The organism is Shigella sp. FC1967, assembly GCF_001743005.1.
Classification (GTDB): domain Bacteria; phylum Pseudomonadota; class Gammaproteobacteria; order Enterobacterales; family Enterobacteriaceae; genus Proteus.
The window spans coordinates 1-286 of sequence record NZ_MIIZ01000130.1 but is presented as its reverse complement, the minus strand read 5'-3'; the positions used below and the strand labels follow the sequence as shown (position 1 = coordinate 286).

Below are 286 nucleotides of genomic sequence, written 5' to 3'. Positions count from 1 at the left end.
CTTGAGATGGGATTGGATGGTGCGCTGAATAAACTGTCAGCAGCCTTAATTCCTTCTCTTTGTGACACCTTAAAATGCTTAGGGCAAAACTGGAAAGCGGGTGTACCACAAGTGCCTTTTATTCAATTGGTACACCCACAGAACCGTAAAACCCCAGCAGGTATTGCTTTCTTAACCGAACAATACAAAAAAATTGCACTGCAATTAGGGGAAATTTCAGGTCAGCCGGTGACAGACGATGGATTGAAAAGAGCCATCCATCTGTTTAATCAGCGCCGTCGCGCAT

At 44.8% G+C, this 286-nt stretch carries 1 protein-coding gene; it reads left to right on the top strand.

The window, feature by feature from the left end; translation table 11 throughout:
• The coding region (locus BHE89_RS01185) for a 2-hydroxyacyl-CoA dehydratase family protein (protein ID WP_141008250.1) at positions 1-286 on the top strand (286 nt) is incomplete at both ends.